This window comes from Devosia sp. BK (assembly GCF_032907385.1).
GTDB lineage: Bacteria > Pseudomonadota > Alphaproteobacteria > Rhizobiales > Devosiaceae > Devosia.
This window is the reverse complement of sequence record NZ_JAIMBX010000001.1, coordinates 2,105,733-2,119,605: the sequence shown is the minus strand read 5'-3', so window position 1 is coordinate 2,119,605 and position 13,873 is coordinate 2,105,733. Positions and strand designations below refer to the sequence as shown.

Sequence of the window (13,873 nt, the reverse complement as noted above, 5' to 3'; positions counted from 1 at the left end):
TCGCTCCAACCAGAGAAATGAAAATGGCGGCCTTTCGGGCCGCCATTTTTTATTCTGCCGCCTGCGGCAGATCCGCAGGCTTTTCCCATTTGAGCACGGGCTGCCGTGCGGCCCGGGTTTCGTCCAATCGCCGCCGCGGTGCCTTTGCTGGAGCCGCGGTGAACCGGGCGGTGTTCCCGGCCTTGGCGTCTGTCGCCAGTTCCACCATCACGTCGCAAAAGCGATCGAGCGTCTGCTTGCTCTCGCTTTCCGTGGGTTCGACCAGCATGGCGCCATGGACGACCAAGGGGAAATACATGGTCATCGGGTGGAAACCCTCGTCGATCATCGCCTTGGCGAAATCAAGCGTCGTGACGCCTGCGTCTTTGATGAAGCTGTCGTCGAACAGCGCCTCATGCATGGTCGGATAATCGGGGAAGGGCACCGAGAAGATGTGCTGCAGCCGTGCCTTGATGTAATTGGCGTTGAGCACCGCATCCTGCGCAGCCTGGGCGAGGCCATCGCCACCATGGCTCAGCATATAGGTCAGCGCGCGGACATACATGCCCATCTGGCCGTGGAATGCCGTCACGCGGCCCAGCGCATGCTCTTCAATATGTTCGACCAGCTCCAGCCCCTTTTCGCCCTTCCGCACGAAAGGAACCGGCGCGAAGGGCGCTAGAGCCTCGGAGAGAACCACTGGACCCGCACCCGGCCCGCCGCCGCCATGGGGCGTCGAGAAGGTCTTGTGGAGGTTGATATGCATGGCGTCGATGCCGAGATCGCCCGGACGAACCACACCCATGATGGCGTTGAAATTGGCGCCATCGCAGTAAAAGAACGCGCCCGCATCGTGCACCGCCTTGGCGATTTCGATGACCTGTGGTTCGAAGAGGCCGCAGGTATTGGGATTGGTCAGCATGATCGCCGCGACTTCCGGCGAGAGCGCCGCCTTGACCGCTTCCACATCGACTGTGCCATCGGCCTTGGCGGGCACGGGTTTCACCGTGTAGCCGAGGAAGGCCGCAGTCGCCGGATTGGTACCATGGGCGCTTTCGGGGACGAGGACGATGGTGCGATGCGCCTGGCCCGCAGCCTCCTGAGCCGCCTTGATCGCCATCATGCCGAGGAGTTCGCCATGGGCGCCGGCCTTAGGTGAGAGGGCTACGGCGGCGGTATTTGTGAGGGTAAGAAGCCAGTGCGAAAGCTGGTTCATCAGCTCGAGCGCGCCCTGCACGGTCGAGACCGGCTGCAGCGGATGGATGTCCGAAAAGCCCGGCAGGCGGGCCATTTTTTCGTTGAGGCGCGGATTGTGCTTCATGGTGCACGAACCAAGCGGGTACATGCCGCTGTCGATCGAATGGTTCATGCGCGAGAGGCGCACATAGTGGCGCATGGCTTCGGGCTCTGTGAGCCCGGCGAGATCGAGCTTGGTCTTGCGCTCGAAACCGTCGAGGAAGCTGCCGTCGATTTTGACTTCGGGGAGGTCGACGCCGGAATGTTCGGTATCGCCGATTTCGAAGAGCAGCGGTTCATCGGGAATGAGTGCCGAGCCGGAAGCGGCGGTGCTGCCGCTGGTGCCGATGCCGGTTGGGCGGCCTTGGGTGTTCATGCTCATTGCGCGTCCTCCTCAATGGCGGCGTGGAGGCACTCGGCCAGCATTTCGATATCGGCGTGGGTGGTGAGTTCCGTTGCGGCGAGAACGATCAGGTTCTCGACATCCGGATAGCCCGGTTCGAGCCGGCTGACCGGCACACCGGCCAAAACTCCAGCCTGGGCAAGCATTTCGACCACCGGAGCGGCCGGAATCGGCAAGCGGATCGTCATCTCGTTAAAGAAGCTCTTGTTGAGCAATTCGACGCCTGGAACGGTGCCGAGCATCCGGGCGAGCTTGACCGCGTTGTGGTGGTTGAGGCGAGCCACGCGGGTGAAGCCGGCCTCGCCAAGGAGCGACATGTGGATGGAGAAGGCCAGGGCGCAGAGGCCGGAATTGGTGCAGATATTGCTCGTCGCCTTCTCTCGGCGAATATGCTGCTCGCGGGTCGAAAGCGTCAGCACGAAGCCACGATTTCCATCGGCATCAACGGTTTCGCCGCAGAGGCGACCGGGCATCTGGCGGATGAATTCCTTGCGGGTTGCCATGAGGCCGAGATAGGGGCCGCCAAAATTGAGGGCGTTGCCGATGGATTGGCCTTCGCAGACGACGATGTCGGCGCCGAGCGCGCCCGGTGCTTCGAGGAGGCCGAGGGAAACGACTTCGGTGATGACGACGATGAGCAGCGCGCCCTGTGCGTGTGCAGCATCAGCGGCGGCTTTGAGGTCGCGGAGATGACCATAGAAATCAGGGGTTTGGACGACGATCGCAGCGGTGTTGCCGTCAATCTGGCTCAGGATATCGCCCTGGCCCTCCGGCGAGGGGGAAAGGCAGACGAGGTCGGGATCGTCTTTCAGATAGGCTTTGACGACATCGCGATAGTGCGGGTGGAGTCCGCCGGAAAGAACGATTTTGTTCTTTTTCGTCAGGCGCTTAGCCATCAACACGGCTTCAGCGGTGCCGGTCGAGCCGTCATAGAGCGACGCGTTGGCGACGTCCATGCCGGTGATCTTGGCCACCTGTGTCTGGAACTCGAACAGCATCTGCAGGGTGCCCTGCGAGATTTCCGGCTGGTAGGGCGTGTAGGCCGTAAGCCATTCGGAGCGCTGGATTAAATGATCGACCGTTGCCGGCACGTGGTGGCGATAGGCACCGGCGCCGACGAAGAATGGACCATCGCCGGCGGCGTGGTTTTTGGCGGCGAGGGCGCGCATATGGGCTTCGACGAGGAATTCCGGGCTATGCGCCGGAAGACCGAGATCGAAGCTCTTGAGGGCGGATTTGGGAACGGCGGAGAACAGCGCGTCGATATCCGCGGCGCCGATGACGCCAAGCATCTCGGCGCGCTCGGTTTCAGAATGGGGAAGGTAGCGCATGATCAGAGGGTCAATTCCGCATAGCCGTCGGCATCGAGGAGAGTGTCGATTTCGCTGGCATCGGCGATTTCGATCTTGAACATCCAGCCCGCTTTTTCGGGGTCTGTGTTCACCAGACCGGGCTCTTTTGTTAGCATTCCGTTAACTTCGACGATCGTTCCGGTTACTGGCGCGTAGATTTCGGAGGCGGCCTTGACGGATTCGACGACGGCGGCTTCCTCACCCTTCTTGAGCACCTTGCCGACGGCGGGGAGCTCGACGAAGACGATGTCGCCGAGTTGCTCCTGCGCATAGGGCGTGATGCCGACAATGCCGGTCGAACCCTCGACGCGGATATATTCGTGGTCGGGTGTGAACTTGGTGGTCATGAGTGGGCCTCAGATGGCTTTGCGGAAATAGCGATGGGGAACGAAAGGGGTCGGGACGACTTCGGCCGGCTGCGCGCGGTCGCGGACGGAGACCTGGAGTTTGGTGCCGGGTGTCGTAAGGGCAGGGGGCACGAAGCCGAGGGCGATGGCCTTACCGAGCGAAGGGGCAAAACCGCCGCTGGTGACCACGCCGACAACTGCGCCGGACGCATCGAGGATTTCGGCACCTTCGCGCGCGGGAGCGCCTTCGACGAGGAGGCCGACGCGTTTGCGGTTGAGTTGGCCCTCGCGTTCGGCGAGAATGCGCTGGGCACCGGGGAAATCGGCGGCTTCGCGGCGCCGCTTGGAGACGGCAAAGCCGAGATCGGCTTCGATGGGAGAAATGGTTTCGTCGAGGTCGTGGCCATAGAGCGGCAGACCGGCTTCGAGGCGGAGGCTATCGCGGGCGCCTAGGCCGATGGGCTTTACGCGCGGATCGGCAAGGAGCGCGTCCCAGAGGGCGGAAGCCGAGCTGGCCGGAGCCAGGATTTCAAAACCATCCTCGCCTGTATAGCCGCAGCGCGAAATGGTGACCGAAACGCCGTTCCAATCAAAATCGCCGAACTGCATAAAGCCTAGATCAGTCGCCTCGGGCAGGAGCGCGGCCATCACGTTGACGGCCTCCGGGCCTTGGAGGGCTAGGAGGGCGCGATCGTCGGCGCGGTGTAGCATAGCCTTATCACCAACTGTCTTGGCGATCAGGGCAAAGTCACCGTCTTTGGTGCCGGCATTGACAATCACGTAGAGCGTGCCGCCTTCCGTAGCGCGACCGATCATGAGATCGTCTACCGTGCCACCCTTGTCGTTGAGAAGGAGCGTGTAGCGCAATTGGCCGGGTTTTAGGCCAGCGATATCGCCACAGACCAAGGGCTCGATCAGCGCATAGATTGCTGCGTGGTCTGCGGCGGTGTCGCTCGTCGGTGCGCTGAGGGTCAGAAAGCTTGGGCCCATATGGCTGACGTCGAAGAGGCCGGCGTGGTCGCGGGTCCACTTGTGCTCGGTCATGATACCGGTGGGATATTGCACGGGAAGGGCATAGCCGCCGAAGGGCACGATGCGGCCGCCGGCACTGACGTGGCGCTCATAGAGCGGGGTCTGCTTGAGGTCTTCGGTCGAAGGTTCGGCCATGGGTCTCTCGGGTTCAAAGGCGACACGACTATGCTCTGCCCAAATGGCGGAGTGCGTGCCCCCTCTGTCCTTGCCCTGAGAGATTTCCCGGCTGAGCGCCGGTTGCTCCTTCGGAGAGGCCGTGAAGGCCTGCTTTCCAGAGTTTTGACCTGACTGCGGTCCGGTTGCCTGAGAGTTTCCGGGGCGGTTGCTCCTTCGGCGCTGGCATTTTCAGCCAGTCTCTCCCGCAGTCGTTGGCACCATGGGGGAGATTTGTGGTGGCGTCAACGGCAGGCGTGGGGATGTGCACGGGAGGCGTGGGCATGGTGAGGAGACAGTCTAGGCGCCTTCAGCTGTCAGGGCGCTTTTTCGTCGGTCGTCACGACCGGGCTTGTCCCGGTGGTCCATGCGGAGGCGAGATGGATTGCCGGGACAAGCCCGGCAATGACGGCGGTGGGTAGGAGGGGGGAAGGGCAGCAGTTAGGGACGGGCTGCGTTCTGCCGCCTGCTCCTCTGCGGAGGAGAGAATACCCCTCACCCTGGAATTTCTTCTGAACGAAGAAACTCCTGTCCCTCTCCCTCAAGGGGCGAGGGTAAGGCTGGTTGGTGTGGCGCCAAATGCGACAAACAAACAAAAAAGGCGGACCTTGCGGCCCGCCTTCACATTCCAAAAACCAAAAAAATCAGTTCAGGCGGCCGGCGACGTCGGCGATGGCTTTGTCGACGATCTGGCTGCCTTTGGCGTTCATTTCGTCGGTGAGGACAACGCGGGCAGCTTCGACGGCGAGGTCGGCGGAGCGGGCGCGGACGTCGGCGATGGCCTGGGCTTCGGCCTGGGCGATCTTGTCTTCCACGGCCTTGGTGCGGCGGGCGACGAGGTCGGTCAGGGCGGTCTGGGCTTCGGCGGTCATGCGTGCCGCTTCTTCCTGGGCCGCGGCGATGATGCCTTGGGCTTCGCTTTCGGCAGCGATGCGCTTGCGCTCATATTCGGCGAGGAGAGCAGCGGCTTCTTCGCGGAGGCGCTTGGCTTCGCTCAGATCGGTTTCGATCTTCTTGATCTGCTTGTCGAGCATGCCGCCGATGATGCGGGGGACGCCGACATAGATCAGCACGCCGATGAAGATGACGAGGCCGACAAGCGCGAAAAAGCTGTTATCCATCCAAGTGGGCATGGCGATTATCCCTTCACCTTGGCAACGGCAGCGCGGACGCTGTCGGCGGAAACGTCACCCACGAACTGACCGACGACGGCCTGGGCCGTTTCGGCAGCGATCTCGTCGACATGGGCGAGAGCGGCGTTCTTGGTGGTCGTGATGCGGGCTTCGGCTTCGCTGACCTTGGTGGCGAGCGTGGCTTCAGCCGCGCTGCGCTTGGCAGCGAGATCAGCCTGCATGGCATCGCGCGACTGTGTGGCGATGGCCTGAGCCTTGGACTTGGCTTCAGCGAGTGCCTTTTCATAGGAAGCGATGGCCCCGTCGGTCTTCTGACGGTCGGCATCGGCTGCCTGGAGATCGGCGTCGATGGTTGCCTGGCGCTTTTCGATGATGGAGCCGACCTTGGGCAGGGCGACCTTGCTCATCAGCAGATAAAGCGCGGCAAAGGAAATTGCGAGCCAGAGCAACTGGCTGGGGAAAGTTGCCGGATCGAAGGGCGGGAAGACATCGGAATGCCCCTCGCCATGCGCTTCGGTCGTGGCATGGGTGTCAGCGGTCGGATCGTGCGCGTCCACGCCTTCGCCATGGGTGGCGTCGACAGCGTGGTCGAGGTTTTCCTCGGTCGGCGTTACCGCTTCTTGAGCGTAGGCTTGCGTTACCATCTGGTCGAGATCCCGTTAAATCCGGTCATCCAGCGCGGGCGCTGAATGCAACCGCAGCCGAACCCTTGTGTCCGGCTGCGATAAAATTCGTTGGTCGCGAATTAGGCGACGAACAGCAGGATCAGAGCAACCAGGAACGAGAAGATGCCCAGAGCTTCGGTCATGGCCATACCGAAAATCAGGTTACCGGTCTGGCTCGGCGCTGCGGATGGGTTGCGCAGGGCACCCGAGAGGAAGTTTGCGAAGATATTCGACACGCCGAGGGCCGCACCAGCCATACCCAGGGTTGCGATACCAGCGCCGATCATCTTTGCGGCTTCAACATCCATTTGTTTGTCCTTTCGAGGGTCAAAGTATTACCGGCGAAAAGCCGCCGTTTGAGGGACTCAACGTCTTAGTGTGATGGGTGGACCGCGTCGTTGAGGTACATCGACGTCAGCACTGCAAACACATAGGCCTGCACCACTGCGACGAGCAGTTCTAGCGCCGTGATTGCCACCGTCATGATGAGCGGGAGCAGAGCGCCGAGCCAACCAAGAGCGCCAAGGGCACCAAGGCTGACCACGAAACCAGAGAACACCTTGAGGGTGATGTGACCGGCAAGGATATTGCCGAACAGACGAACCGAAAGGCTGATCGGGCGCGACAGGAACGAAATGATTTCGATCGGCACCACGATGGGCAGCACATAGCCCGGAACGCCTGCCGGAACGAAAAGCTTGAGGAATTTCGGACCGTGGCGGAAGAAGCCGTAGAGGATCACAACCGAAATCACGAGCAGAGCAAGCGCTGCGGTGACGATGATGTGGCTCGTGACGGTGAAGAAATAGGGGAACATCCCGAGAAGGTTCGCCACCAGCACGAAGCCGAAAAGCGAGAACACGAACGGGAAGAATTTCATGCCTTCGGTGCCAGCCGAGCTTCGCAGCATATTGGCCACGAAACTATAGGCCAATTCGCCAGCAAGCTGGAAACGGCCCGGCACCATGCTGGCCTTGGAGGCCGACATCGCCATGAACGCGGTCAGGACAGCGACGGTCACGACCATGAACAGGGATGAATTGGTGAAGGAAAGATTGACGGCGTTACCCGCAGCCTCGTCCCCGATATGAATCGGGAAAAGGTCATAGATGACAAACTGGTGGATCGGGTCAGTACCGGCCATGGAGCCCTCTAAGCGTCATCAACTATCGGTCCGCTTCTCGTCTTCCGCGCCCGATGAAGGCGGGGGAGGCGATGCGGCATTCAGGTCCGTCACCACGCGGATGACGTTTCGGATTCCAGCGGCGAAGCCCACCATGAACAGGATGAGCAAACCCCAAGGGCTGGTCCCCAGGCCAAGATCGATGAGATACCCGACAAAGGTCCCCACCAGAATGGCAGCTATGAATTCGGTGGCGATGCGCATACCGCGCGCCATTCCGCTCATATCGCCCGAGACACCACCCGAGGCTCTAGCGTCCTTGAGTACCTGTTCCCGCTTGGCAGAAGCAATGCGCGATGCGAGATCGCGAGTCACTTCGCTGTCTTTTTCCGGCTTGCCCTGGATATTGGGCGGCTTTGCCATCCCGTTCCTCCCTGGCCCGCCTGTTCCGGAATTTCCGGTGCCTTTTCAGGTCGGGCGCAACATAGTGGTGGCCCCAAAAGGTGTCAAGGCAAGTGACGAAGATGTAAGTTCTTGATTTTGCGTTATGTTTTCGCGAAATCCACGGGTGCGGCATGCTGTCCACAGGTCAATTGTGGTAAAGCCGTGGCTCAAGGAGAGATTCCCGGGAGGGGCTGGGTTGCAAAGCGGGCAACTTGTGCGGCCATGTCGGTGGTGGCAGGCGGTAGGTAGACCACGCAATCATGGCGTTCCACCGCGGGCCGATCGCGCGATGGTCTAACTGTCCGGATCGTCTTTTTCGTAATCGAAGTCGTCGTCGTATTTCAACGAGGGTGTAGCAATCGAGTGCGTCACGCGCTGTAGCCAGACCGAGCCGTCAATCACATCATAATCGAAGCACCAGCCATCGACTATGATGCGCTGCGCGCCGCGGATCGGGAGGCTGCTCGGCCGCACTCGACCTGCAGATGGCTGACTTGCGAGAAGCTGCCGAGCGCGCTCGATAATCGAGCGAAAGGTTAGGATGCCGGAGATCGTCTTACCCTTGAGGTAATCGATCTCACGCTGAATATCGCGCTTGGCTTCTTTCGAAACCTTCACGCGCATTAGGCCGCTTTGCCCTTGCGAATAATCTCGTCCAGTTCGGCGATGACATCTTCCAGGTCTTCGCCACCGCCCTCGGCCGCTTCTTCACGGCCGCGCAGTACCGAAAGGCAGATACCGCCCTCTGCCTCTTGTGCGAGGTAATATTTGAGCGCGCGCACGATGACCCAGCTTCGCGTTCGCTCAGAGCCGGCGGCGATTCTCTCGACGTCTCTCAGGATGTCTTGCGGGAGACGCAAGGTAACGGGATCGGAAAGCTCAGCCATCACGGTTCTCCTTTGTATTACAAGTAATACAGGCATGCCCGCGCGGCAATGGCTAGGCTTGCTCGACTTCTCGGAAACCCTCCGCCGTCTGCAGATCCACCGAGACCAACTGGCTGACGCCGCGTTCGGCCATGGTGACGCCGAAGAGGCGGTCGACGCGGCTCATGGTGATGGGGTTGTGGGTGATGACCATAAAGCGGGTGTTGGTGCGCTGGCGCATGCTTTCGAGGAGATTACAGAAGCGCTCGACATTGGCGTCGTCGAGGGGCGCGTCGACCTCGTCGAGCACGCAAATAGGGGCGGGATTGGTGAGAAAGACCGCAAAGATCAGGCTCATGGCGGTCAGCGCCTGTTCGCCGCCGGAGAGGAGCGTCATGGTCTGCGGCTTCTTGCCTGGCGGGCGGGCGATGATTTCGAGACCGGCTTCGAGCGGGTCGTCGCTTTCGACAAAGGTGAGTTCGGCCGTGCCGCCGCCAAAAAGGGTGGTGAAGAGTTCCTGGAAGAAGGCGTTCACTTTTTCAAAGGCTTCAGAAAGGCGGGCGCGGCCTTCGCGGTTGAGGGCGGAAATGCCGCTGCGGAGTTTGGCGATGGCTTCGATCAGGTCGTCGCGATCGGCGACCATGGTGTCGCGCTTTTCCTGGACCTCGGCTGCTTCCTTTTCGGCGGAGAGATTGACGCCGCCCAGGCGCTCGCGCTCGAATTTGAGGCGTTCAAGCTTTTGCTCGATGCTTGATTCCGGCGGGAGCGCTTCTTCGGGACGGATGCCGGAGGCTTCGAGGGTTTTGCTGGCGGGGATGCCGAGGGTTTCTTCGATCTGGCGCTCGATCTGCTGGCGCTGGGCCATGGTGCCCTTGAGGCGCTCTTCGATGCGCGTCAGCTCGATGCGGACTTCGGAAAGAGCGTCGGCGGCGGTGCGGAGGCTCTTTTCGTGGTCGCGCCAGGCGGTTTGCGCTTTTGCGAAGCGGTCGCTGGCTTCCTGATAGTCGAGGGTGGCGTCGCTGATCTGGTCTTCGAGCTGTGCCTGGCGATTGGCGAAGCCATCGGGGGCGGTGTCGAGTTCGGCGATCTGGGTATTGATGGCGGCGACGCGCTGGTCAAGTGTCGCCAATTGGGCGGACGCTGCTTCATGGCGGCGGCGCCAGGCGGCGCTGTCGCGGGCGATCTGGTCGAGCCGGGCGCGGCGCATACGGGCGGCGTTTTCGAACGAGCCAAGGCGGAGACGGGCTTCGTCGGCTTTTTCGCGGAGGCGGGCAAGGTGCGCCTGCGCGGCGTCGAGCTGCGCGCTGTTGTCGTCTTCGTCGCCGAGGTCTTCGAGGGCAATTTCGGCCTCTTCGCGAATGGCGACGGCTTCTTCGAGACTCGTGCGCAGGCGGGCTTCGGCTTCCTCCAAGGCGGAATGGCGGGTGGCGATTTCTCCCTGGGCTTTGAGGGCCGTATCGAGTTCGGCCTGGGCGACGCCGATGCCGTGCTGGGCTTTGCGCCAATCTTCGCGGCGGAGGCGTTCCTCCTGGCGGGCGAGGTCGAGTTTTTGGGTCTGCGCGTCGATATCGCGGCGATAGGCATTACGCTCGGCCTTGGCGCGGAGGATTTCCTCGTCGAGTTCGGCGAGGCGATTGCGCTGGGCGAGGCGGAGGGCGGCGGCCGTCGGTGCATCGGCGGCGGCAACGAAGCCGTCCCAACGCCACATGGCGCCGTTGAGCGTCACGAGACGTTGGCCGGGCCAAAGGGCGGGCATAAGGCCTTCGCCATCGAATTCGCTGACGAGACCAATCTGATCGAGGCGGCGCTTGAGGAGCGGCGTGCCGGTGACGTAGCGCGAAAGCGGTTCGGCGCCCTGGGGGAGGGGCGGATCATCATACCCTTCAATGGCAATGGACCAATGAAGCGGCGCGCCGGCATCGGAAGAGGCATCGAGGTCATCGCCGAGCGCCGCGCCGAGGGCAGTTTCGTAGCCGGGCTCGACCTTGAGTTCATCGACGATGGCCGGCCAGAGGCTGGAGCCGACATTGAGCATCTTGCCCAAGGTGGACGCTTCCGATTCGAGGCCGGCGAGGAAGGCGTCGAGTTCGGCAAGGCGCGGGCGCATGTCGTCGAGTTGCGCCTGGGCTATGGCGGCATCTTCCTCGGCGGTGAGGGCAGCTTCCTCGGCGGCTTCGGTGATGGCCTGCGCCTCGGCGAGACCTTCGCGGGCGGTAATGACGCGATCGTCGCTGTTGAGGCTGAGGGCGAGTTCGGATTTCTCGGCTTCGACGGTTGCGAGTTCGCGTTCGAGCCGGTCGAGGCGGATCTGGGCATCCTGCGCCGCGCGCAGGAATTGGGTGCGGCGGGCGCGGATTTGGGCGAGGGCGTCGGTGAGGCGGCGCACGGCGGCCTCGGCGGCAAGGGATGCGTCGCGCGCTTCCTCGGCGGCGAGGCGTGCGGTTTCGAGTCCGGCTTCGGCTTCCTCTTCCTCGGCGGCAAGTTGGGCTTCTTCTTCGGCGAAGGCGGCGAGGCTTTCCTGGCTTTCTTCGACAAGGGCGCGTTCGCGGGTACCGTCTTCGGCGATCTGGCGCAGGCGTTCTTCGAGTTCGGCACGGCGCTGGCTCATGCGGCGCGCTTCATCGCTCAATTGTTCGTAGAGGATCTTGTAGCGCTGCAGGATGGCGCTGGTGACGGCTTCTTTTTCGCGGAGGGGCTGCAGAGCGGCTTCGGCCTCTTCGACGCTTTTCTGCGCCAGGCGCTCGGCATGGGTGGCGTCGGCAAGCTTGCGGATAAGGACGGCCTGAGCCGCTTCGCCGTCTTTTTCGGCGACGCGGGTGGCGACCCAGCGAATGTGAAAGAGCGTGGCTTCGGCCCGGCGAATATCTCCCGAGAGGCCGCGATAGCGGATGGCGAGGCGCGCCTGGCGTTTTAAGGTTTCGAGTTGGGTCTCAATCTGGGCGATGACGTCGTCGACGCGTTCGAGATTGGCCTCGGCGGCCTTAAGGCGCAATTCGGCTTCGTGCCGGCGCGAGTGAAGGCCCGAAATGCCGGCGGCTTCTTCGAGAAGGGCGCGGCGGGCGGTCGGCTTGGCGGCGATAAGCTCGCCGATCTGGCCCTGGCGGACCATGGCGGGGGAATGGGCGCCGGTCGAGGCATCGGCAAAGAGCAGCTGCACATCGCGGGCGCGCACTTCCTTGCCGTTGACGCGATAGACCGAACCCTGTTCGCGCTCGATGCGGCGGGTGACTTCGAGCACGTCGGCGGTGTTGAGGGCGGCGGGGGCCGTGCGGTCGAGATTGTCGAGGACGAGGGTGACTTCGGCACTGTTGCGGCCGGGCCGATTGCCGGAGCCGGAAAAGATGACGTCGTCCATGCCCGAGGCGCGCATGGCCTTGTATGAATTTTCGCCCATGACCCAGCGCATGGCTTCGACAAGGTTAGACTTGCCGCAACCATTGGGGCCGACAATGCCGGTCAGCCCAGGTTCCATGACGAGCACTGTCTCGTCACAGAACGATTTGAAACCGTGGAGTTTGAGGCGGGTGAACTTCATGGAGCCACCCCAATAGCATAATCCCCGCCACTAGGGGCGGGGATCTTGCAAAGGTCTTACTGAGCCGGGGTGACCGGCGTCATGGTATCGGCCGGAGCCATCGTGTCGGTCGGCGTGACCGGCGTTGCCGGTGCCGGCGTGGTGGTCGCGGGAGCAGGCGTTGCCGGCGTCGTCGCATCGGTGGCCGGAGCAGCCGGGGTGGTTGCGGCCGGAGTTTCGGTGGTGGTGCCGGTGGTCGGCTTGAAATCGGCCGGAACCAGCGGGTCGATTTCAGCAGAGAGCTGTTCCAGCGTCTGCGCGCCCGACAGCGTCTTGCCATTGATATAGAAGGTCGGAGTGCCCTGAAGACCGAAATCGTTCAGCGCCTGATCGCGCATCGCTTCCATGCCAGCGAACAGGTCCTGATTCGTCAGGGCAGCGTCAAAGGTCTCCTGGGTGAAACCAAGCTGAGTTGCGATGGTGAAGATCGCGTCGCGCGGCGTCTGCGACACGCCCCATTCGCCCTGGGTGCGGAAATAGGTGGCGAGGACGTTTTCGTAATTCGTCTCGCCGGCAGCTTCGGCCAGCATGAAAATGGCAGCGTCGAGCACGTTGCGCACGAATGGGCGAACGACAAACTTGACCTTGCCGGTGTCGATATAGGCAGCCTTGAAGGGCGCATAAGTGTTGTTGTGGAATTCAGCGCAGTGCGGGCAGGTCGGCGAAGCATATTCGTAGACGGTGACCGGGGCGTCGGCGGAGCCTTCGACCTTGTCGGCGATATTGCCAGCAGGAGCGGCAAGCTTAGCCGGATCGACCACATCGCCGTCCGCGGCTTGCGTTGCGCTGATGCCCGAAAGGCTGAGCGCCGAAGCGGCCGCACCAAGAATAAGGGTCTCACGGCGATTGAATTTCACGGCTTTAGGCTCCTGAACATTGTCTGCGCGACACTACACATGGCGTTGATGTCGGCAAGTGGGCACGATTATCACTTGGGGGTGAACGGACTATCCGTCCTTACGCTCCGATCGGCCGGCCAGCGCCAGGCCCAGATCACGCAAGGCGGCCTTTAAATCTTCATCGTCGATTTTTTCAACTGCGGCCCCCACCTTGGCGACCTCGTTCTGGCTTGGCTCACGGGTTTTTTGCCGCTTGGCGCCTGAACCAGGGGTGAATGGTTCGGCCGAGAGCCGGACTTCGTTGACGAGAAGATAGCCGAAATAGCGATTAACCGCCGTGGCGATCTCGGGCGCGGCATGCTGCACGAAGAGGGCTTGGCCAGGGCCGCAGCGAAGATAGAGCACCGCGCCCTCATGACCATGGCCGGCGCTGCGGGGCCAGACCAGTTTGTCTGGCATGGTCGTCTGATCATAGGGTCGCGGCGCGATGACCCGCCAATGGGTGATGATGTCACGCGTGGCGAAACCGCGCTTTTTCAACACCGGATCGAGCGCGCCCGAAAGCACATCGGCAACGCTGAGCGTGCGATTGCGGCGTTTTGGTTCGGGCAGCTTTTCTTCGGCCATGGATGGGAAGTAGCGAGTGGGGCGGGTTGGGGCAAGGGGGAGACCGCTGGGTATATTGTGCGTGGGGCTTCAACCCTTCCCAGCCTCGCCCTAGATGGGG

The 13,873-nt window shown here is 62.2% G+C and carries 14 protein-coding genes and 1 riboswitch; all 14 genes read right to left on the bottom strand.

The genetic code is table 11. From position 1 onward, the window contains the following. Window positions 1-49: 49 nt before the first annotated feature. Window positions 50-1,597 (bottom strand): aminomethyl-transferring glycine dehydrogenase subunit GcvPB, encoded by a 1,548-nt coding sequence (gene gcvPB / locus DevBK_RS10310; protein WP_317185360.1) that lies wholly within the window; start codon window positions 1,595-1,597, stop codon window positions 50-52. Next, window positions 1,594-2,949, bottom strand: coding sequence for an aminomethyl-transferring glycine dehydrogenase subunit GcvPA (gene gcvPA, locus DevBK_RS10305; RefSeq protein WP_317185359.1), 1,356 nt, complete (start codon window positions 2,947-2,949; stop codon window positions 1,594-1,596). The genes gcvPB and gcvPA overlap by 4 nt, the downstream gene beginning before the upstream one ends. Window positions 2,950-2,951: 2 nt before the next feature. Continuing rightward, window positions 2,952-3,317 (bottom strand): glycine cleavage system protein GcvH, encoded by a 366-nt coding sequence (gene gcvH, locus DevBK_RS10300; protein WP_317185358.1) that lies wholly within the window; start codon window positions 3,315-3,317, stop codon window positions 2,952-2,954. Between the two features lie 9 nt (window positions 3,318-3,326). Further along, the gene (gene gcvT / locus DevBK_RS10295; protein ID WP_317185357.1) at window positions 3,327-4,484 is read right to left on the bottom strand and encodes a glycine cleavage system aminomethyltransferase GcvT; all 1,158 of its coding nucleotides are present in this window, start codon (window positions 4,482-4,484) and stop codon (window positions 3,327-3,329) included. Between the two features lie 146 nt (window positions 4,485-4,630). Further along, window positions 4,631-4,721, bottom strand: a riboswitch (glycine riboswitch). A gap of 425 nt (window positions 4,722-5,146) precedes the next feature. Then, window positions 5,147-5,635, bottom strand: a complete 489-nt coding sequence (locus DevBK_RS10290) for an ATP F0F1 synthase subunit B (RefSeq protein ID WP_317185356.1) — start codon at window positions 5,633-5,635, stop codon at window positions 5,147-5,149. Window positions 5,636-5,640: 5 nt separating this feature from the next. Next, window positions 5,641-6,279 (bottom strand): ATP F0F1 synthase subunit B, encoded by a 639-nt coding sequence (locus DevBK_RS10285; RefSeq protein WP_317185355.1) that lies wholly within the window; start codon window positions 6,277-6,279, stop codon window positions 5,641-5,643. Between the two features lie 101 nt (window positions 6,280-6,380). Further along, window positions 6,381-6,608, bottom strand: coding sequence for a F0F1 ATP synthase subunit C (locus tag DevBK_RS10280; protein WP_046103481.1), 228 nt, complete (start codon window positions 6,606-6,608; stop codon window positions 6,381-6,383). Between the two features lie 65 nt (window positions 6,609-6,673). After that, entirely contained in the window at window positions 6,674-7,444 is a 771-nt protein-coding gene (locus DevBK_RS10275) for a F0F1 ATP synthase subunit A (protein WP_317185354.1), read from the bottom strand. A gap of 18 nt (window positions 7,445-7,462) precedes the next feature. Continuing rightward, window positions 7,463-7,846, bottom strand: coding sequence for an AtpZ/AtpI family protein (locus DevBK_RS10270; RefSeq protein ID WP_061907824.1), 384 nt, complete (start codon window positions 7,844-7,846; stop codon window positions 7,463-7,465). Window positions 7,847-8,161: 315 nt separating this feature from the next. After that, a complete protein-coding gene (locus tag DevBK_RS10265; RefSeq protein ID WP_317185353.1) occupies window positions 8,162-8,485 on the bottom strand; it encodes a hypothetical protein in 324 nt (107 codons plus the stop codon). A 5-nt stretch (window positions 8,486-8,490) separates the two neighbouring features. Continuing rightward, on the bottom strand, window positions 8,491-8,754 hold the full coding sequence (locus tag DevBK_RS10260) for a ribbon-helix-helix domain-containing protein (RefSeq protein ID WP_062630098.1): 264 nt from the start codon (window positions 8,752-8,754) through the stop codon (window positions 8,491-8,493). A gap of 52 nt (window positions 8,755-8,806) precedes the next feature. Further along, complete coding sequence (locus tag DevBK_RS10255) at window positions 8,807-12,268, bottom strand: chromosome segregation SMC family protein (protein WP_317185352.1); 3,462 nt, start codon at window positions 12,266-12,268, stop codon at window positions 8,807-8,809. Between the two features lie 56 nt (window positions 12,269-12,324). Further along, the gene (locus DevBK_RS10250; RefSeq protein WP_317185351.1) at window positions 12,325-13,164 is read right to left on the bottom strand and encodes a thioredoxin domain-containing protein; all 840 of its coding nucleotides are present in this window, start codon (window positions 13,162-13,164) and stop codon (window positions 12,325-12,327) included. Between the two features lie 90 nt (window positions 13,165-13,254). Continuing rightward, window positions 13,255-13,773, bottom strand: a complete 519-nt coding sequence (locus tag DevBK_RS10245; RefSeq protein ID WP_317185350.1) for a DUF721 domain-containing protein — start codon at window positions 13,771-13,773, stop codon at window positions 13,255-13,257. Window positions 13,774-13,873 lie beyond the last annotated feature (100 nt).